At 58.4% G+C, this 13908-nt stretch carries 14 protein-coding genes; 9 read left to right on the top strand and 5 right to left on the bottom strand.

Translation table 11 applies throughout. From position 1 onward, the window contains the following. The first annotated feature begins 101 nt into the window (after positions 1-101). The 6 genes from BUC26_RS03515 to trxB all read left to right on the top strand — a co-directional run bounded on the left by BUC26_RS03515 (position 102) and on the right by trxB (position 5648). Complete coding sequence (locus BUC26_RS03515) at positions 102-590, top strand: putative molybdenum carrier protein (protein ID WP_073373460.1); 489 nt, start codon at positions 102-104, stop codon at positions 588-590. Next, on the top strand, positions 577-1500 hold the full coding sequence (locus tag BUC26_RS03510) for a nitroreductase family protein (RefSeq protein WP_073373459.1): 924 nt from the start codon (positions 577-579) through the stop codon (positions 1498-1500). Before BUC26_RS03515 ends, BUC26_RS03510 begins: the two co-directional genes overlap by 14 nt. Further along, positions 1497-1940: a RapZ C-terminal domain-containing protein gene (locus BUC26_RS03505; RefSeq protein ID WP_073373458.1), complete on the top strand. Its 444-nt coding sequence runs from the start codon at positions 1497-1499 to the stop codon at positions 1938-1940. Before BUC26_RS03510 ends, BUC26_RS03505 begins: the two co-directional genes overlap by 4 nt. A 216-nt stretch (positions 1941-2156) precedes the next feature. Beyond that, positions 2157-2636, top strand: coding sequence for a periplasmic heavy metal sensor (locus tag BUC26_RS03500; protein ID WP_073373457.1), 480 nt, complete (start codon positions 2157-2159; stop codon positions 2634-2636). A 619-nt stretch (positions 2637-3255) separates the two neighbouring features. After that, positions 3256-4461, top strand: a complete 1206-nt coding sequence (locus BUC26_RS03495) for a hypothetical protein (RefSeq protein ID WP_073373456.1) — start codon at positions 3256-3258, stop codon at positions 4459-4461. 227 nt (positions 4462-4688) lie between these two features. Continuing rightward, on the top strand, positions 4689-5648 hold the full coding sequence (gene trxB / locus BUC26_RS03490; protein ID WP_073373455.1) for a thioredoxin-disulfide reductase: 960 nt from the start codon (positions 4689-4691) through the stop codon (positions 5646-5648). 17 nt (positions 5649-5665) lie between these two features. Here the strand turns inward: trxB and BUC26_RS03485 are convergent, their stop codons facing one another. Genes BUC26_RS03485 through BUC26_RS03470 form a run of 4 tightly spaced genes read right to left on the bottom strand, consistent with a single transcriptional unit; the run spans position 5666 to position 10632 of the window. Beyond that, on the bottom strand, positions 5666-6196 hold the full coding sequence (locus tag BUC26_RS03485; protein WP_073373454.1) for a TorD/DmsD family molecular chaperone: 531 nt from the start codon (positions 6194-6196) through the stop codon (positions 5666-5668). Further along, positions 6193-7422: an NrfD/PsrC family molybdoenzyme membrane anchor subunit gene (gene nrfD / locus BUC26_RS03480; RefSeq protein WP_084540423.1), complete on the bottom strand. Its 1230-nt coding sequence runs from the start codon at positions 7420-7422 to the stop codon at positions 6193-6195. The genes BUC26_RS03485 and nrfD overlap by 4 nt, the downstream gene beginning before the upstream one ends. Position 7423: 1 nt before the next feature. Beyond that, complete coding sequence (locus BUC26_RS03475) at positions 7424-8098, bottom strand: 4Fe-4S dicluster domain-containing protein (RefSeq protein ID WP_073373453.1); 675 nt, start codon at positions 8096-8098, stop codon at positions 7424-7426. Then, a complete protein-coding gene (locus BUC26_RS03470) occupies positions 8095-10632 on the bottom strand; it encodes a molybdopterin-dependent oxidoreductase (RefSeq protein ID WP_073373452.1) in 2538 nt (845 codons plus the stop codon). Before BUC26_RS03470 ends, BUC26_RS03475 begins: the two co-directional genes overlap by 4 nt. 228 nt (positions 10633-10860) lie before the next feature. On the opposite strand from BUC26_RS03470, the gene BUC26_RS03465 reads away from it, so the two are divergent. The 3 genes from BUC26_RS03465 (at position 10861) to BUC26_RS03455 (ending at position 12673) form a co-directional block, all read left to right on the top strand. Continuing rightward, positions 10861-11481, top strand: a complete 621-nt coding sequence (locus tag BUC26_RS03465) for a CBS domain-containing protein (RefSeq protein ID WP_073373451.1) — start codon at positions 10861-10863, stop codon at positions 11479-11481. Continuing rightward, entirely contained in the window at positions 11478-12014 is a 537-nt protein-coding gene (locus BUC26_RS03460) for an HPP family protein (protein WP_073373450.1), read from the top strand. The genes BUC26_RS03465 and BUC26_RS03460 overlap by 4 nt, the downstream gene beginning before the upstream one ends. 194 nt (positions 12015-12208) lie before the next feature. After that, on the top strand, positions 12209-12673 hold the full coding sequence (locus BUC26_RS03455) for a sll1863 family stress response protein (RefSeq protein WP_073373449.1): 465 nt from the start codon (positions 12209-12211) through the stop codon (positions 12671-12673). Positions 12674-12731: 58 nt separating this feature from the next. Here BUC26_RS03455 and BUC26_RS03450 read toward each other — a convergent pair whose 3' ends face one another. Further along, positions 12732-13898: an aldo/keto reductase gene (locus BUC26_RS03450; RefSeq protein WP_073373448.1), complete on the bottom strand. Its 1167-nt coding sequence runs from the start codon at positions 13896-13898 to the stop codon at positions 12732-12734. Positions 13899-13908: the final 10 nt, after the last annotated feature.

Here is a 13908-nt window from a genome sequence, read left to right as displayed (position 1 = left end):
CGCGGCATCAGGGATCGGTGTGGCGGGCGGGCACGAGGCGGCCGTTCCGCCGGGAACTCATGGCCGGACCGGTTTGGCCGATAATCAAGGGATAGGTACGTATGATTCGGAAAATTATCTCCGGTGGGCAAACCGGGGCCGACCAGGGAGCATTGGATGGTGCCTTGGCCTGTGACGTTCCTCATGGCGGAGCGATTCCGGCCGGCAGGAAAACCGAGGCCGGTCCGTTGCCGAAGCACTACCTCCTGGAGGAGTTGGACTCACCGCATTATCCCGAGCGCACCGAGAAAAACGTGGTCGACAGTGACGGCACGCTGATTCTCTCTCACGGGAAACTCTTCGGTGGGTCGGCACTCACCCGGGCCATAGCCCAACGGCTGGCCAAGCCCTGGCTGCATATCGATTGCGCCACGGTCACTCCCGAAGAGGCAGTAGAACAGCTGCGTGCCTGGTGCCTGCAGCATCGCGTTGAAGTGCTCAATGTCGCCGGGCCACGCGCCAGTGTGGATTCACTGATCTATAGTAAGACCAGGCAATTAATCATTGCCATGCTGCTTCGGCAGCAGCGAGGATCGCATGGATCGGTGTAATGTACCGCTCATCGACCGCACGTGCTGCACCGGTTGCGGAGCCTGCATCGACGTCTGTCCGGACCGGATCCTTGCTTTCGATTCGTTGGGACGGCCGAAGATTGACGGCGAGTGTTGCATGCTCTGCGGTCATTGCGCGGCGTTGTGCCCGGAAGTTGCAATTATCGTTCCGGGACTGGTGAACGCTCTCTCGTTGACCGTCATTGACGAACGGGGACCGGCAAACGGCCGGGCGACGGTTGCCCCGTCCGAACTCGTATCGTTGATGCGGTGGCGTCGCTCCTGTCGTCGTTTTACCACCGATCCGGTCACGATCGACATGCTCGGTGATCTGGTAAAAATCGGTACGACCGCTCCGTCGGGAACCAACAGTCAGGGGTGGGGTTTTATCATTTTGCCGCGCCGTGCGGACGTCGTCCGACTTGGGCAGGTGACCGCCGAGTTTTATTGTCGTCTCAACAAAATGGCCGCCAACCCCTGGTATCGCGTGGGCAGCCGCTTGTTTGCCGGTGGCGGGCTGGACAGCTATTATCGCCGATATTACCAGACGATAGAAGAGGCCTTGAGAGAATGGCGGGAAGAGGGGGTTGACCGGTTGTTTCACGGAGCGCCCGCGGCGATCATCGTTACCGGTGATACTGCTGCCAGTTGTCCGGCCGAAGATGCGCTGCTTGCCAGCCAGAACATTCTGCTGGCCGCGGAGTCGTTCGGCCTCGGCACGTGCTTGATCGGTTTTGTCGTCGAGGCGGCCCGGCGGGACAGGTCAATTGGCCGCCTGCTGCGGCTTGGGGTGAACGAGAGGATCCATGCGGTGATCGCATGCGGCCACCCGGCCGTCAAATTCCGACGGCCGGCGGGCAGGAAGCCGGTCGAGCCGCGAATCTTGATGATCGATGGGGAGGACCCATGAATAAGGAACCGATGGCCGCGGCAGGAGAGGCGGGAAGCCGGATGCGCCTGATCCTTTATTCGTTCGGTTTCAAGTATGGGGTTCCCATTGACGCCACTATCGTCTGGGATGTGCGCTTCTTGCCGAATCCCTATTGGCAAGATGAATTGCGGCCGCTGTCCGGCCTCCAGTCCCCGGTTTTTGACTACGTGGTGGCGAGTGACCGGGGGAAAACGTTTCTCCACCTGTTTAAACCGCTACTGCAATTTCTTGTCGAGGCGGGGGAGAGCAGTGGTAAACGCTCCTTACGTCTGGCGGTGGGCTGCACCGGAGGTCGGCACCGATCGGTGGCAATCGTCGAGGAACTGCACCGTTTTCTTCTTTCCCTGGGTCATGCGGTGACCGTCTTTCATCGCGATCTCAACCGTGATGAAACTCGCGATGAGATGGCTTCGAGCTGACCGGGAAATTTCTACCCGTACCAGCGCTAAACCGGGTAATTATTACCCTGTCGCTTGTCGCGAGAGATCCGCTTGATGTTCCGGCGAGGAATGCATAGTTTATCTTTTCGAGGGGTTGCCTCGATAGCTGAATATCTGGCACGACCGTTGCTTATAAAGAGGCAACAGAGAGGCCGACAGCGGTCGAATTATCAACCAGATCGAAAGGAGTAGATCATGAAAAAGAAGATAGCGATTGCCGTACTCATTACCGGATTAGGGCTGGCCGGCATCAATCAGGCGTTTGCCGGTTGGGGAGCTCGCAGCGGATATTGTCCGAATTTCCAGGGAGCAGCGGGATATAACCAACTCGATCCCGCTGTACAGGAAAAACTGGAGGCCTTTTTTACCGCCAATCAGGACCTGCGCAAGGCTCTGGTCATGAAACGGGCCGAGCATCGCGCCTTGATGATCGGGGACAATCCGGACCCGGCGGCGGCAAGCCAAGTGGCCGGTGAATTGTTTGACTTGCAGACCACCGTGCGGCAAAAGGCGGTTGAAGCCGGCGTTGCCCAGTATCTCGGGCCGATGAGCGGCGGCTTGGGAATGGGGGATTGTCGTCCCGGTATGCGCGGACCAGGACCGGGTAAGGGTGGTCGTGGCATGGGCGGCCAGATGATGCATGGTCCCGGGACCGGAGGAGGGCCGCGCTTCTAAAATGCGTTCCTTCTCTGCATTCAGTATGCGTCCGGCAGGCTTGCCCTGTCGGGCGCTTTTTTTTGGGAAACGGACCTGCAAGACGTTTGTCGGGAGAAGGCATTGTTCAACCGATGAGCAGGAGGAGGTACGTTGTAGTTGCCTGACAATGCAATAACGTCTTGTCTTCATCTCGACACCCCTTTTGGGCCGTGTCGTTGGCGTTTCACCAGCTTTTTATATGAAAATCATTTCCCCGGGCCGGCCGGTTCTGCCGGAGGCTGCATCGCGAACTCCCGAAGGGCCAGAGAATCAGGCTGTAGCGCAGCAGTTGGAGGAAGGACCGGTCGGCCATTCCGGCCATGCTGCCGATTTTCATTATTCGTTGTGGCGTCCCGTTATGGGGGGTATTACGAGAAAAGGGAGCGGTTGCCGTAGCGCCGTGCTTTTGTTAAAGACGGAGTCTTGTTGCAAGCACCGGGAGAATGAGCTACAGTTAACCTATATCTACCCAGAGACAGGTGAACGAGCCGTTTGCGTCACGGGACGGTTTCGGGAGGCCTTCAACACGGCAGGTTACCCAGATGAGCACTCTTCGTGTATCCATTTCAATAAATATCACGCAAAAGGAGGTGTCCCCTTGAAAAGGTTCAGTCTGCTGTTTGTTATTATGTTGTTCTGTCTGGCTGTGCTTGGCTCGGCGCAGGCGGCAACAGTTATCAACGAGTTTGGTCGAAGCCCTTTTCATAAGCCGCCGCTGACCAGTGTCGAAGAACTGCGGGCGATGGTCGACGGTAAGCAGGCAGAAGTTCGAAAAGGTTTTTCCCTGGCTGGCCGTGACGAACTGGCAGAGCCATTTATCACCCAAATCCGGACGGTGTCGATTGAACGGGTCGAGTACCCGCACGGTACCTATCTGCCGTGGATGTTTTACAAGAAAAACGGTGTCGGAACAGTCAAGATTTCCCGGGATGTTACCTGGGGGAATACGGATACTTTTCCCGGGTTCACCTTCGATGTCGAACATGGAGACACCATCGCCACGTTTGTGATCCCGCTGGCGTGCGGCAATATCGCCTTGCTCAGTGAGCGTCCCAAGCCGGTTGCGGTAGCTCCTCCGCCGAACCAGGCTCCGACCTGTGCGATGACCGTTACACCGCAAAAAGCGTTTTGCGGTGAACCGATAACCATCGATGCCGGCGGTTCCGCGGATCCGGACGGATCAATTACCTCAATGAGTATTACCGTGGTCGATCCGGAAGGTACGATCCTCACCCGCGAAGAGATTGCCACCGGAGCGCTGGTAGCTCAAATTCCCATGCCCTGTGGTGACAATACGCTGCGGGTATCCGTCATCGACGACGACGGAGCGGAGTCATCATCCGCCCAGTGTGTTGCCGGAGTTCAAGGAGTTGATCGGGTACGGGTGCTTGCCGATGTTGGCTTTTATCGCCAGTTTGATCCGGGAACCTATCTCTTTGGCCGGGTCGGTGCGGAATATCGCATCAATGAAGACTTTTCGGTACTCGGCATGGTCGGTGTCGCTCCGCAGATCGACGGTGAGGACGGCGAGACGGCAATTTTGGTTGACGTCCTGGGCGAATACTCTTTTGCTTCGATATACTTTGTTAACTTCGGTCTGGGTGGTTGGCTGACCGACGGGGACAGTGATCTGGAAACCGAAGACAGTCAGCTTGATGTTATCCTCGGGCTTGGCGCCAGAATCTATGGGGAGCCGGAAGCCTTTAACACGTCATTGTTTGTCGAGATTCGCTCGGCGGTTGACGAGCTTGACGGTTTGAAAGAGTACGGTCGCTTTGGGGCCGGACTTCGTTTCCGGTTCTAATTTCTCAAAGATTCTATCGGGGGCGAGGATCTGCGGTTCTCGGCTTCGTAGACAGTCTCCTGCGGCGGGCGGATCGGAAGATCCGCCCGCTTTTTTTTGGTTTCCGGCTCGGACCGGTTATTGCAAAAGTGATCGTCCTGCTATAGAAGTGTGGTGTTGCGAAAAATCGCGGACGGCTGCAGCATGCTGTATCTCCGCCCGGATGCTTATCAATGAAGGAGGAGGTTATGTCGAAAAACGAGTTTTATGATGTCATCATTATCGGTGGAGGACCTGCCGGCCTGACTGCCGGCATATATGCGATGCGTGCCGCTATGAAGACGGTGCTGATTGAACGGGGCATGTTCGGTGGACAGGTGGCGATAACCAAGGAAGTGGAAAACTATCCGGGATTTCAACATATCGGCGGTATCGAACTGGGTGAGAAGTTTCTTGAACATGCAAAAGCGTATGATCTTGAAATCAGGGAAAAGGAAGTTGCCGCAACGGAACCGGGCGTGGATTATCACGAAGTCCGTCTTGCCGACGGAACCGTGCTGCGAGGTCATGCGGTCATCATGGCCGCCGGTGGCACCGCCCGGAAGCTTAAGGTTCCCGGAGAACATGAGAATTTCGGCAAAGGGGTGTCGTATTGCGCGACCTGTGACGGCTTCTTTTTCCGGAACAAAGTCGTCGCCGTTGTTGGAGGCGGTGATACTGCGCTGGAAGACGCCCTGTACCTGGCAAAGATCACCAGTAAGGTGTACCTGATTCATCGACGCGATGAGTTCCGTGGCAGCAGAATCCTGCAGCAGCGTGTCTTCGCCGAACCGCGGATCGAAATTGTCTTTAATGCCGTGGTCAGCGAAATCGATAGTGATGCCGGTGGAGTGACCGGTGTTTCCTTGAAGGATACCAAGACCGGTGAAGAGCGGCAGCTGGCTACCGAGGGGGTCTTCATCTTTGTCGGCTTTTCCCCGAACAACCAATTGGTGCCGGCCGGCATCAAGAAGAACACCACGGGGTACGTGATTACCGACGAAAAATGTGAGACGAGTATTCCCGGTATCTTCGCCGTGGGCGATTTGCGGCAGAAGTACGCCAACCAGATAGTGCTGGCCGCCGCCGACGGCTGCACCGCGGCACTGGCCGCAGCGCACTACGTGGAGAGTTGCAAGGCATCGGGTAAGTGTCAGCAGCCGGATTAAGCCGGCGCGCCGAGCCCCTACCAGCTGAGTAATGATCGAGATGTCGCGGCACAAACCTGTCGTCCGAAGGCGGCGCAATGGTGATATGGGCCGAGCCGGTCGTGCTGCTCGACAAGATCGAAAAAAGGCGCCGTCCAGCTGTTCAGATGATCGGTAACGAATGCGCAATCGGCTGCGATTTCCGAGCGATCTCTCATGGAAGAGAGCAGTGCGAGGAATTCGCACTCAACGCCAATATGGTCGGCCATCTCCGTAGAGTGTAAACCGTACGCTCTATAGCGTTGGGCCAGTTCCACCGTTGAGCGCCCCATAACAGTTCCTTCAAGAAAGACAGAGCCGTATGGTGGACATGGCAGGGTCGGCAGGGCGTTGATGAACAGGCGCACATATTCGTTTTGCAGGGTGACTCGTGTTGCGTCACGCATCTCCTGCAACAGCGCCTTTCCCTTGCTGTGCGGTATCGGGGCCGCCGCCCACTGCTCATCGGGGTAGCTGAAGAGCAGTGACAGACAGCGCAGGTCGGCCGACAGATCGGTCGTCTCGTTCATGTCCCCTCCCGTTGCAGGATCGGCAGGCGGCTTACCGCCAACAGTACCAGAAACACGGCATAGGCTACGATGCCGAGCAGGATGACGATTTCCACCAGTGACGGAGCGTAGGAATAGTGCTCGACAAACGTGCTCAGGTCGGGGAAGAAGCGGCCGGAGGCGATCGGCAGCGACCAGTGGTGGCCCGGCAGGCCGAGCGGTGAGAGGGACATCGGGACGACATTATAGGCAGCCGGCATCAGCAGGAAGCGATGGATAAAGACGCCGCCGATGATCAGTGCCGAGGCCAGGGACACTGCGGCCAGTGAGCGCCTGACCCCTTCACGAAGCAAGAGCACGGCGCCGAGCAGCGGGGCGACCACTTCCAGGATATGGGCCCAGGCGAAATCACCCCAGGCGACGGCCATGATACTCGTGGTTTCAGCACCACCGTACCAGGCATGGATGACCAGATCATTCATCATCAGGAACAGATGGATACAGGTGGCGATAAAGATCACCAGCCCGAGCGTCCGGTAGGCGTCCTGGTAACGCTCGCCGGTGCCGTAGGCGAGCACGCCGGCCAGCAGCACCACGGTGGTGCCGACGGCGATGGCCACAGATACGAAGTCCGGGGCCATAGCCGGGGAATGCCACCAGTCGCGGCCGCCCTGGGTGGAAAAGATCCAGGCGGTGACGACGTGGATACCGATGGCGAAGAGCAGCGCCGGCGGGGCGATGCGCTTGGCCCATTTTTCCGAGAAGGCGTGCGGGTCGTCGACCGGGATGGCAAATCTCGCCAGTCTGCCGGTCAGATCGGGCAGCAGCAGGATATAGAGATAGAGCGCCGAGGCGAGGGCATAGAGGTTGAGGACGACGACATCCCAGATGAGCGGTGACATCAAGTTGGGGTGGAGCAGCATCTGGTAGAGGCGAAACGGTTTACCGATATCGGGCAGCACGATGAGCATTGCCGCGGTGACATTGGCAAAGGCGGTCAGTGCCCCGAGTTTGGCCAGCGGCTTGAGCTTTTTCACGCCGAAGAGATAAATTGACGAGGTCAGCACCAGGCCACCGGCGGCGTTGCCGACGAAAAAGGCGAGACCGGAGATGTAGAGCCCCCAGGAGTAGGAATTCTGCAGGTTGGTCAGGATCAACCCTTCACGCAACTGGTAGATCCAGGCAGCACAGGCGACAAGAAACAGCGAGCCGCTGATCCAGAGGGCGACTTTCATGGGTGTTGACATGTTACACCTCCTTGACTTTGGGCGGCAGGTAGAAAACGGTGGGCTTGGTCCCTTTTTCCGGCAGCAGGGAAAAACCGCTGCGGTTCTTGACCATCAGGCTCACTTCACTGTCCGGATCGTCCAGGTTGCCGACGAAGCGGGCCTTGCCCGGGCAGCCGCGCACGCAGGCCGGTAATTCTCCCCGGTCACGGTATTGGGCGCAGAAGGTGCATTTCTCGACAACCCCTTTCGGGCGCAGCGGCGTGTAAACCAGGCGGCCGTGATGACGATGGTCTTCCGGGTAGCCGAAGCGGTAGTCTTCCTGATAGCCGGCTCGCTGATGCGCCGTTTCCGGGTCCTCCCAGTTGAACTGGCGCACCCCGTATGGGCAGGCCGACATGCAGTAGCGGCAGCCGATGCAGCGCTCAAAATCGATCAGTACCGCGCCGTCTTCGGCATGGTAGGTGGCGCCCACCGGGCACACCTTTTCGCAGGGGGCGTTCTCGCAGTGCTGGCAGTGCACCGGCAGAAAATACTCGACCCCCTTGGCCGGCGGGGTCAGGTGGCGGTGACTGCCCGGCGTGAAGACCCGGTTCCACCAAGTGTTCGGCGGTTGGGCGTTATGCTGCTTACAGGCCACCATGCAGGATCGGCAGCCGATGCATTTTTCCAGATCGATGACCATTCCCATTTTCATGCGCTGATCCTCCTGACGTCTACCAGGCATTCGTTCCACACCGTGGTCGGAGACCAGATGCCGGGGACGAAATAGATTTCATGTAACGGCTTGATCCACGGACAGGTGAGCGTGTTGTAGCCTTCCTCGGCGAGATAGCGTGACCACCAGCCCTCCTCGAAAATCGCCGTCCCCCGGCTGCAGCCCGGATCGATGACGGCATTGGCCCTGGTCTGCCCCCGATCGTTGTAGATCTGGACCAGATCGCCGTTGTCGATGTGTCGCTCGTGAGCATCCGCCTCGTGGAGAAAGACCTTGGGTTTGTTGTCCTGCAATTCGAGCAGAATGGAATTGTTGGAATGGGTGGAATGGACTCGATACAGCGAGTTTTTCGTGACAAAACGCAGCCGATAGCTAACGCGACTGTCCGGATTGACCTTGTATTCGGTCTCCAGGTAGGTTTCCTTGTGGACCGGCAGCTGTTCGCCTTCGCTGAGGAAAAGATCCTCGTCCTTGTAGAACTCGATGCGTCCGGAACGCAGAAACTGGGCGGTTGCCGTCAGCGGTGCCGGATAGCTGCGCGGCGGAAACGGCCGGCGGTGCTGTACTTCCTCGTAGAACGGGATCTGGCGATTGTCCGGGGCCGGGGAATTGAGGCGGATCGGTCCGCGGCGCAGCATTTCCAGCGTGATTCCTTCGGTTTCTCTGCCGCCGGTGGCCAGTAGAACCTCGATGGCCTTGATGGCCGCCTCGTTTTCGTCCAGCTCCGGGTAAAAGTGTTTTTCGAAGGCCGGGTTGAGCCGTTTGGCCAGTTCCCGGAAGATCCACAGTTCCGAGCGGCTCTCAAACAACGGTTTGATGGCCGGCTGCTGTAATTGCAGATAGGGATGGAGAATGGTGGCGGTCAGGTCGTGCTTTTCATACCAGGAGGGGGCCGGCAGCACCACATCCGACCAGACGCAGCTGGTGGACATCTGAAAATCGGTGGTCAGGATGAATTCCAGCTCGCCGGAGGTGGCCCGGTCCTTGAGAATGTTGCTCATGTTGTGCTGGTCGAATGGGTTGCCCCAGCCGCCGACCATGGCCTTGATGCCGTGTTTCGGGTAGCCGGGTCCGTCACCCTGGAGAAAGTGCAGGTACGGCACCCAGTTCAGTTTTGAGCCTTCCGGGAACCACCAGCTCTTCAGGTTGAAACGGATGCGATACTGACCGGCGTAGGTGGAGATGCCGCCGCCGCTGACGCCGATGCTGCCGGTCAGCACCGGCAGCAGGGACAGCGCGCGGCCTTTGAGATCGCCGTTGTACCATTGGTAATTGGAGGCGCCGTAGATGATGTGCAGCGGCGTATTGGCTGCCGCATCGAGGGCTACCTGCTCGATCTGATCAGCATCAAGGCCGGTAATTTCGGCGACCCGGTCGAGATCATAATCGGTCAGGGTGCGGCGCAGTGCGGTCAAGACCGTTTCAACGACAATACGCCGACCGTCGATCAGCTCCACCTGGAACTCCCCTTCCAGGTCGGCGTCGGTCGGCCGCAGGTCTTCCGGATCGAGCAATTGCAGAGAACCGCCAGCATGCACGACGAAGCAGCGGCGATAATCGGGGATTTCCTTTTGCCGGGCTGCCTCGGCCAGGACGGCGGTCTCTTCGGCCAGCAGCCGTTTGCCGGTGTCGCGGCGGACCAGCAGCGGAAAATCGGTGAAGTCCTGCATGAAGGCCCGGTTGTAGCGGCCGTTGTCGATGATCACCCGGGCCATGCCCAGGGCCAGGGCGGCATCGGTGTCGGCCTTGATCGGCAACCAGTGGTCGGCCTTGGCAGCGGTACTGCAGAAATCGGGATCAACGACGATGACCCGGCCGCGCCGCTTGGCCTCGATCAGGTGATGGGCATCGGGCAGCCGGGTCTGGATCACGTTGGAACCGAAGATCATGGTCGTGCGGGCGTTGGGCCACTCGAGCGATTCCAGCTCTTCGCTCTGCACACCGAAGGTCATCGGCCAGAACATCGGCAGGTCGCCGTTCTGGTCGTAGCCGTGGTGCATGGTCCAGTTTGCCAGACCGGCCAGGGCCACCATCGCCCCTTTCTGCACGTAGCCGGTACCCGGCACCTGGACGGTGGTGGCGATAGCCTCCGGGCCGTATTTCTCGGCAATCTCGGTCAGCTTGGCCGCACAATAGTCGAGGGCCTCGTCCCAACCGGCTCGGCGGAACTCGCCACTGCCGCGGGCACCGGTGCGGATCAGCGGATATTTGAGCCGGTCCTTGCCGTAGATCAGATCCATCATCGACAAGCCGCGCAAACAGCCGCGTGGGTTATAGGATTGCTCGGGATAGTCGGCGGCCTGGATCAGCGTGCTGATCCTGCCGTTGACCACCTGCGCCTTGAAGCCGCAGGCCCCGGTACAGTTCGGCGAACAGGTCGAGCGGACCAATTCGGTCAACTCTGCCGCCTGGGCCTCCGAGAGACCGGCCAGATCGAAAAACTGCAGGCCGAGGGCATAGGCGCAGCCGCTGCCGATGGCCGCCTGAAGGAAGGTTCTTCTGTCGAGTTTCATACTGGTCTCCTGTTCGGGTATTGATCGCCTGAAAAAGCGATTATGATTGGAGGTCTTTACGTCTCGATCGTGTCTGAAGATAGCCTGACAAGATTGCGGGGTTGTCAACGCCTCTTTTTCTTTTAGCATAGTACGACTTTGTCGTGTAGCATTTGACTTAAGTCAAAGATAAAATATTTTTATATGTTTCTAGTGCGATTACCATTTTCCCAAGAGAGAGGAACAGCAATGAAAGAGCGCCGGCTAGCAGACGATATCCAGATTGAGATCAGTGAAACCGATATTGTCGAGGCGATGCGGGACATTGAAGGGTACATCGATATCAGCCCAGGCGATTTCCGGGAAATTTTTTTGCTCGCCTACCACCATGCCGTCGATCGCCTGACCCGACACCGGACGGCCGGAGAGATCATGAGTCGGCCGGTTCATTGCCTCAACCACGCACTTGATCTGCAGCAGGCGGCGCTGCTGCTGGCCGAAAAGGGTATTTCCGGGGCCCCGGTGGTCAATGATCAGGGACTGCTGATCGGTGTGCTGTCGGAAAAGGATTTTCTGCTGCGGATGGGCGTTGGTCTGGAGCCGACCTTTATGAAGATCATCTCTCACTGTCTGAACAACGAGGGCTGTCTGGTGACAGCATTGCGCAATCACCGGGTGGGAGAGATTATGACCCGGCCGCCGATCAGCGGTGGGCCGGAGATCAATGCGGCCGACATGGCAGCGCTGTTTGCCAAAAAGCGCATCAACAGGCTGCCGATTGTCGATCCCGACGGGCAACCGATCGGCATCGTCACTCGTACCGACCTGGTGCATTGCCATTGCCTGCTCGGGATAGGAGAGCGGTCATGACTTTTCTGCAGAAGATGCGCGGCGCCGGACAGAGTCCGCCCCGGGTGAGCACCACCGAAATTTTATGGTCATGGGTCGGCAGTTTTCTCGGGATCGCTGCCGTCGCCTTGGTCCATTACCGGCTGCTCGGTCAGAGTGAACTGTTGTTGCTGATCGGCTCGTTCGGGGCTTCGGCGGTTTTGATCTACGGCGCCATTCGCAGCCCGCTGGCCCAGCCCCGCAACCTGGTCGGCGGTCATGTATTGTCGGCAATCATCGGTGTGAGCGTCTGGCAATTGCTGAGCGGGACCCCCTTTGTCGCCGCCGCGATGGCCGTGTCCCTGGCCATTGCCGTGATGCACCTGACCAAGACGCTGCATCCGCCCGGAGGCGCCACGGCCCTGATTGCCGTGCTCGGCGGCGACGGCATCCATCGTCTCGGGTTTCTCTACGTGCTGATGCCGGTCGCCGCCGGGTCGTTGATCATGCTGGTGGTGGCGCTGGTTATCAATAATATTCCGAAAACGAGAAAGTACCCGGAATTCTGGTTTTAGGGCGCAGTTCTCTGGTTCCTGTCAGCACGGTGTATCTCCTCTCTCATTGGCGTCGCATGATTTCTCCGGGAGCGAAAACGTTCTTGGGTTCTACAGAAGCCCGTTTGAATGGTGATTGACAGTCGAAACGGACGGCCTCATAGTGAGTACGGGACAAGAACAGAGCTCATCATTTTCCATTCAGGAGACCGACTATGCGAAAAAATACTTTCTTTCTTAACGTTATCGCCCTGATGTTGTTCGGTTGCCTGTCAATAGCACAGGCGCAGTCCGACAATGACACGGTGACTGGTCAGGATGTCAAAAAGGAAACGAAAGAGTTGTTGACAACCCTGCAACAATACACCGTTGAGCAGCGCGATCAGGCGATCGAAGAGGCAGGGCAGGCACTCACGAAGCTTGATCGGAGAATTGGCGAGTTGGAACGTCGCATTGACGATAACTGGGACAAGATGACCCAGGCTGCCCGTCAGAAAGCGAGGGCTAACCTGCAAACTCTGCGCGAGCAGAGAAAGGAACTTGCCGAGTGGTATGGAAGTTTCAAAAATAGCTCTGCCGGAGCCTGGGAACAGATGAAAAAGGGATTTTCAGATGCCTATCAGGCGATGAACGACTCCTGGGAAAAGGCCAGACGCGAATATGACACGGCCGACAAGTAGTTCTGTTTGATCGGTAGTCATAATCGGCGGAATAATCCTCCGCGGCTGGGATCGGTTTTCAATTGAGGGCTCGGTGGGCCTTTATCAGCAGTTTTCTTAATTCGCCGCTCGTCATGGCGGCATTGGTGGAGATGCCGGAAAAGTCGACTGCCGCCGTTGAGCCGGCATGGTTTCCGGGTACCCAGGACGAGCCCCGGCCCAGCATCCGGTAGCGGGCCTTGGCGTAATCCTTCATGCCCCACCCGCGAAGCAGGTTGTAGAGCCAGATGACCATCGACAGGTTGATCAGACCGGGGGCGTTGTCCCAGGACGGCATCCGCAACCAGTGCGCATCGGGCCGTTCGGTGCCGGTCGCTTCTGCCATGGCCAGGCGCAACCGACCGTCGATGCCGTCGAGCAGCGGAGTCGACTGCTGTTCGAGCAGCGGCAGTACTCGCAGGTGTTCAGCAAAGTGCTCCGGTGCCGACGCGCCGATGCTGATGGTGCAGATGCCGGGCTGCTGCAGGCACCAGAAGTCGTTGAAGAGCATTGGAGACAGCGGGCTGGTCAACTCGCGCAACGGTTTGCTCGGACTGTGCAGGTGACCGCCTTTGTCGGTCGGGCTGATGATAAAAATCCCCATGTCCCGGGCTGCGGCGGCCTCGATGGCCGGTCGGTTGACATCGAAGATATAGTACCAGTGCAGGTTGAGATAATCGAAGCCGCCGTCCTCCTCGTGCTCCACCGCCGCTCGGATTACTTCCAGCGGTGCGTGGCCGGAAAACCCGATATGATCGATGATACCACGATCCTGCAGTCTGCGGGCGGCCGCCAGGCAGCCGTTTTTCCGGCAGCTCTGCCATAGTGTACGATGATCGTTGATGCCGTGGATGGCCAGCAGGTCGAGGCGGTCGACTCGAAGCCGTTCGAGGGACTGCAGGACCGATGCGGTGAAGTCTTCAGGATCCGAACGGGGAGGCGCTTTGGTCTGCAGCAGGTAGCTGCGGCGCGGCAGATTAGTTAGGATTGTGCCGAGTTGTCGCTCCGACGAGCCATAGCCCTGGGCGGTCTCGATATGGGTAATGCCGTGTACCAGGGCCTCTTCGACAATGGCCGTCAGCTGTCGCTGGGCCGTTGTCGGGATCGATTTGGCCGGATCATCCGGCCAGGCGTGCATGCTTCGCATGCAGCCGAAGCTGAGGACCGGCATGGCCAGGCCGGTCTTGCCGAAACGTCGATAGATCATTGGTTGACCG

The sequence above is a fragment of the Desulfofustis glycolicus DSM 9705 genome, assembly GCF_900130015.1.
Lineage (GTDB): Bacteria > Desulfobacterota > Desulfobulbia > Desulfobulbales > Desulfocapsaceae > Desulfofustis > Desulfofustis glycolicus.
Note: the sequence above shows the minus strand (reverse complement) of the source record. Positions and strands in the feature narration are given on the sequence as shown.

What these genes read in the sequence shown, in the direction of transcription:
- BUC26_RS03470 (WP_073373452.1), bottom strand. Translation starts at nt 10,632, where the DNA reads ATGAAACTCGACAGAAGAACCTTCCTTCAGGCGGCCATCGGCAGCGGC.
- trxB (WP_073373455.1), top strand. Translation starts at nt 4,689, where the DNA reads ATGTCGAAAAACGAGTTTTATGATGTCATCATTATCGGTGGAGGACCT.
- BUC26_RS03465 (WP_073373451.1), top strand. Translation starts at nt 10,861, where the DNA reads ATGAAAGAGCGCCGGCTAGCAGACGATATCCAGATTGAGATCAGTGAA.
- BUC26_RS03485 (WP_073373454.1), bottom strand. Translation starts at nt 6,196, where the DNA reads ATGAACGAGACGACCGATCTGTCGGCCGACCTGCGCTGTCTGTCACTG.
- BUC26_RS03510 (WP_073373459.1), top strand. Translation starts at nt 577, where the DNA reads ATGGATCGGTGTAATGTACCGCTCATCGACCGCACGTGCTGCACCGGT.
- BUC26_RS03450 (WP_073373448.1), bottom strand. Translation starts at nt 13,898, where the DNA reads ATGATCTATCGACGTTTCGGCAAGACCGGCCTGGCCATGCCGGTCCTC.
- BUC26_RS03460 (WP_073373450.1), top strand. Translation starts at nt 11,478, where the DNA reads ATGACTTTTCTGCAGAAGATGCGCGGCGCCGGACAGAGTCCGCCCCGG.
- BUC26_RS03505 (WP_073373458.1), top strand. Translation starts at nt 1,497, where the DNA reads ATGAATAAGGAACCGATGGCCGCGGCAGGAGAGGCGGGAAGCCGGATG.
- nrfD (WP_084540423.1), bottom strand. Translation starts at nt 7,422, where the DNA reads ATGTCAACACCCATGAAAGTCGCCCTCTGGATCAGCGGCTCGCTGTTT.
- BUC26_RS03455 (WP_073373449.1), top strand. Translation starts at nt 12,209, where the DNA reads ATGCGAAAAAATACTTTCTTTCTTAACGTTATCGCCCTGATGTTGTTC.
- BUC26_RS03500 (WP_073373457.1), top strand. Translation starts at nt 2,157, where the DNA reads ATGAAAAAGAAGATAGCGATTGCCGTACTCATTACCGGATTAGGGCTG.
- BUC26_RS03515 (WP_073373460.1), top strand. Translation starts at nt 102, where the DNA reads ATGATTCGGAAAATTATCTCCGGTGGGCAAACCGGGGCCGACCAGGGA.
- BUC26_RS03475 (WP_073373453.1), bottom strand. Translation starts at nt 8,098, where the DNA reads ATGAAAATGGGAATGGTCATCGATCTGGAAAAATGCATCGGCTGCCGA.